The 4691-nt window shown below is 39.1% G+C and carries 5 protein-coding genes; all 5 read right to left on the minus strand.

The window, feature by feature from the left end; translation table 11 throughout:
* Positions 1–321: 321 nt before the first annotated feature.
* The 5 genes from ACTQ52_RS12120 to ACTQ52_RS12140 all read right to left on the minus strand — a co-directional run bounded on the left by ACTQ52_RS12120 (position 322) and on the right by ACTQ52_RS12140 (position 4509).
* Complete coding sequence (locus ACTQ52_RS12120; RefSeq protein ID WP_441982762.1) at positions 322–963, minus strand: Fic family protein; 642 nt, start codon at positions 961–963, stop codon at positions 322–324.
* Positions 908–1237: a hypothetical protein gene (locus tag ACTQ52_RS12125; protein WP_441982763.1), complete on the minus strand. Its 330-nt coding sequence runs from the start codon at positions 1235–1237 to the stop codon at positions 908–910. Before ACTQ52_RS12125 ends, ACTQ52_RS12120 begins: the two co-directional genes overlap by 56 nt.
* An 81-nt stretch (positions 1238–1318) precedes the next feature.
* A complete protein-coding gene (locus ACTQ52_RS12130) occupies positions 1319–2329 on the minus strand; it encodes a hypothetical protein (RefSeq protein WP_441982764.1) in 1011 nt (336 codons plus the stop codon).
* A gap of 8 nt (positions 2330–2337) precedes the next feature.
* Positions 2338–2874, minus strand: coding sequence for a hypothetical protein (locus tag ACTQ52_RS12135; RefSeq protein ID WP_441982765.1), 537 nt, complete (start codon positions 2872–2874; stop codon positions 2338–2340).
* Positions 2875–2883: 9 nt separating this feature from the next.
* Positions 2884–4509: a hypothetical protein gene (locus tag ACTQ52_RS12140; protein WP_441982766.1), complete on the minus strand. Its 1626-nt coding sequence runs from the start codon at positions 4507–4509 to the stop codon at positions 2884–2886.
* Positions 4510–4691: the final 182 nt, after the last annotated feature.

Consider the following 4691-nt stretch of genomic DNA (forward strand, 5'->3'; position numbering starts at 1 on the left):
GGATGGCATCATTGCTCTCAACATAAAAAACCGTTTACCTCATTGTGTCTGAGCTCGAAGTTTGATACACTGAACATGGTTTTGATACCAGAGGTTCGGGGGACACGACGTGCAAAGAGGGTACCCCGGACCTTCTTTCTTTTTAATCTCATGACAGTATATAGATCAATCTCGTGACACGCAAGCAGATCAGCCCGAAGTCAATCTAGGCAGTCAACAACATCCACTATGTGGAACGCCCTCACTTTCAAAACTCAAAAATTTTTCAAGTTTTGAAAGCGGCACCGCTGTCCTGCGCCAATGCCGCTGCCCTCTGCATCGTCACGTCTCTGTACTTCTCATGTACTTCGTCTTCCGTCCCGCACCGGTTCGTATGATGGCACCTTCCTCCACCAGTTTTTTAAGTGCAGACTCCACAGACGAGCTGCCGAGCCCCGGGCATGCCTCCAGCGCATCCTGCTTGGAGAACTTCCCCAGTGTCCCCTGTACATACATCTTTACGATATCGTAAGCTGTACTCTTTTTCCCGATCTGACCAGACAGACGCATACGGCTTTCGAGTTCCCTGTAGCACGATAGTATGATCGCCAGCATATAGCGAATAAACGGCTTCGGATCATTTTCCCCCTCTTGCCATCTCTGATCCGCCTGCTGCAGAACATCATAGTAGCTTTCCTTCGAGTCCGCGATCGCCTTTTCGATACTGATATACTGCCCGACCATGTACCCGCTCCGATATAAGAGCAGCAACGTCAGCAGCCGACTCATACGGCCATTTCCATCATTAAACGGATGAATGCAGAGAAAATCCAGTATGAAGCACGGAATCAGAATAAGTGGATCCACCACACCATCTCTGAGAGCACGGTCATATGCATCACATAAACGCTCTACCGCCTCCGGCGTCTCATAGGGTTCCAGTGGCCGGAACAGCACCACCTTCTCTCCGCTCTCTAGCACCATATCGATCTCGTTTGGTGTCGTCTTGAATTTTCCGGCATAGGAAGATCACGTTCAGCCACTTCTGACTTCGTCGGTCCGCGCGCACATCTTCGGATATCCAGCACGCTTCGATGCTGGCACCGCCTTCCGCCTGGGCCAATGCTTCTGCCCTCTGCTCTGTCATGTCACAGAACAGGCGTCCGCTCGACGCTTCGGTGCGCTCTGTCTCACCATACTTCCAGGACGCGTAGAGCACGCCGCTCGGAACGAGTGCGCGCATCAGTCGGTGGAACACCTCAGCCTGCTGCCGTTCCGGTACGTGGAGCAGCGAAGCGCACCGAGTCTCTAAAAAAATATTTACCGTAATGAATAATTTTTAAGTATTTCTTTGAATATACGCCAGCATCTCTGATGGATTAAAATTACTTATTTTGTATGGATCTGTTTTTACAGAAGACGTTTCCTCTTGAGTTATCGATTTCTTATCGTCCAAATATTCGTCTGAATCTTCATCCATATCTTCTTCGAGTTCCATTTCTAATATAGTCCAATCTAGATCATCATCTTCTTCAAAATCATCATCGATATTAAACTCAATATCTTCCTCCCTCTTTCTGTTTTTCGTAGTTCTATAACCACCCTCCTCATCTACAAAGTAGTCATCACCATATATATCTTTGTAGTATGAAGAATTCATTTCAATAATGAGGTCTCTATTCGATTTTTTAGGTCTTGCAATTATTCCCTTACTTCTACACATTTCTTCATAAGGTCCATAATCTTCCATCCCATAAAGCAAATACTCATCACTTTCCGGATATAGAATATATGGCCTACTTAATGCAGCAATATAATCCATATAAAATGCATTTGTGCTCTTGCAATCGAATTCTGCAAAATCCAGTCTGCAAAATGCATCATATTGCCTTTGATTCATTTCACTACTAAACCATTCGGAAATAACCACTTGATGCTGATAATTTAATGTTTTACTTAAGCCAGTAAAAGCAATAGATTCTGAATCCTCTATACATAATATGCACTGCTTGTCAAAAATCCGATTAAATAATCGCGTATAATAAGCTGCATCTTCATTACGACACAATGGTTCTGTGTCTATTGATATTGCAAAACATATCAAACTCTTAAAACACGGATCAGTATCAAAGGAAGCTATCTTTCGCAAGTTTAGAATTCGTTCTTTATCATAATCATCTAATAGTCGATACTTATAATTAGTGTGTACATACAAGAATTCCTTTGCTTCGCATTCATAGTTTAACCTAGAATATAATCCCATTGTTTTGAGTAGAGTTTTAATTCTGTGTCCCCAATGAGAACCATCTATATTATATAATTCTGCTATACTGTTCTCATTTTCAATCACTTTTCTACCTACCTATTAAGAAGTTTCTTTATTTTTTCATCGTACGATACACCTTCTATGCTATCTTTGAAATTTCTAATAACATTGAACGTTTCACGTATATAATCATCTCGAGAAGTACACCCTGTTACAAAAACATCATACATATATTCTATTCCACCACGAACATACGAATCAAATATCTCTAAGTTCTCCTTAAAATCCTCTATTTTTTCCGGGTTACTATCATACCTAAATGCCTTATCAAGCCTTTCATCAACAGTAATGTCATCCTCATCAAGTAGCATAATTAAACGATATAAAAATATGCATTCATCTCGGTGTGTGGAAAAAGCATCCGCATAAATCCTAGCTCTATCTGCGGAGCCGTTATCTCTATCTTCCTTTTTTGAATAAAGAAACCCAAGTACTGCAGCATTCATATATACATCGATATAGTCATCATATATTTTTGCATCATTTACTAGATATTTTAAATAAGTGGCATGTTTGCCTGTAAGCGTCACATCCGTCTCAAATAAACCAATACGTTTTTCCTTAGCCATTTCTCATCCTTATCCCTGCTTAATTGTAGAATACGTATCACTATGCTTTTCAAGTAAATAGCATTTTTCAACCTTATCAAGAATTACTTGTTCAGCATATTTCCAATCTTTCTCCATAACAAACATAATTACCTGTTCAGCAACTTTTGGAAGTTCTCTTGATATGTTTTGTATATGTCCCTCATCGGCATTCGAGAATGGAGCATCAAGAATTAATGGATATGGTTCAGTTTCAAGTGATTTATTTCCTACACGAATTGCTTTTTGCTTAGCTAAATCAACAAGGCCGGCGATAAACGCAAAATTTTTCACTCGAATGAGGCCTTCTGATTCACCAGATATTACCCGTTCTCCAGTTTCTGGTATAACGCTATACAAAACCGTTTGATAACGCTCATTAATTTCAAGTTCTCTCTCTCCATGATACATTTTTTGGAAAATTAAATTAACATGTTCTTGTAATTCACTACGAATCTTACTTTCTTCATCATTGTAATATTCTTGAATCCATGAACATATTTTTTCAGCATAAGCCAAGTATCGCCGTATCTCTTTACTCTTATCTGATTTTGCTATAAGTGCATCGTAAGTTTTCTTAAATCGTGCTTTTCTATCTTCCGCTGTAGCGATCTTTGCAATAGCACTTTCCTTCGCGTTTATTTTTCTTTTCAGCTTTTCTTTCACATCATTAAGTTCTATCTGATATTTTTTTGCATCTTCCTTTCCCTCAATCTTTCGTTCAATCTCACTAATTTGATCTTCCCATTCTTGAATTCTCTTTTTTGAATTCAAAATATTAGCGACGCTGTTCTGAACAGCCAGATAGTATTTATCATTCAAATTGACCCGATCATAGCTCGTACATTCTTTCTTAAAGTGTTTTATCGACGTTCCTATTGATTCTGGCGGTACATATTTTATTTGTTCAATCAAGTGCCTATATGCATCATTACCATTTGTAATCTCAGCCCCACATAAGCATCGTCCGTTTGCAATTAATTCCTTTATTGTATTAGCAGTTACATCCGTTATGCCTTTATCAGTAACTTTGGCTTCTTTTAAAAAATCTAACGCCTGGCGGTAGAGTGGCTGTGCAAAGAACCATACGGAATCGTCTCCAAAAACAGTTGAATAGTTTTTATATACACTATCTAAAGCATTTTGCTCAGCTTTAATATATCCACTATATTGATCTTTCTGTTTTTGCAAATCTGTAGTTTCTGCTAAATCGCGGATTTTATTTTCTAATAGGACTTTTCGTCGCTCATACACATCTATATCTGTTTCAGCGTCTTCTTTAATTTGGCATTGAGCTACTCTTTCTTGTTCTGCCGCTTGAACTTCTTCCAAAGCCGCAGCTGCCTTAGAATCATCATTCGATTTTAAATCTTCATAAAAAGATCCTATTACTGAAGTCTTTGACTCTTCTTTACCTAAATGCTTACAAGCATTATCTAATACTGTCAAACCAAGAAGTCCTTTTACAGCTTTTGACAAATCTTTTCGTTCCGCGACATTTTGTACTCGCTCTGTGTCAAAAAAGAAATATACTGAAAGATCTTCTGGCAGAATGAGATTAATAACGCTCTGCATGTCTTGATCTTTTTCAATATAATTTGTCTTTCCTGTAGACAAATCCTTATACGAAACTTTTAGTTGCGATGTTTTAGCAGTGACGTTCCCATTAGTTTTTAAGTACTCCTGCCTGTTGTTGACTGCCTAGATTGACTTCGGGCTGATCTGCTTGCGTGTCACGAGATTGATCTGTATACTGTCATGAGATTAAAAAGAAAGAAGGTCCGGGGTACCCTCTTTGT

Source organism: Oribacterium sp. Sow4_G1_1 (assembly GCF_052116105.1).
GTDB lineage: Bacteria > Bacillota > Clostridia > Lachnospirales > Lachnospiraceae > Oribacterium.

Bases quoted from the DNA above. Each gene is read 5' to 3' on its own strand.
- ACTQ52_RS12120 (WP_441982762.1), bottom strand. From the start codon at position 963: ATGGTGCTAGAGAGCGGAGAGAAGGTGGTGCTGTTCCGGCCACTGGAA.
- ACTQ52_RS12135 (WP_441982765.1), bottom strand. From the start codon at position 2,874: ATGGCTAAGGAAAAACGTATTGGTTTATTTGAGACGGATGTGACGCTT.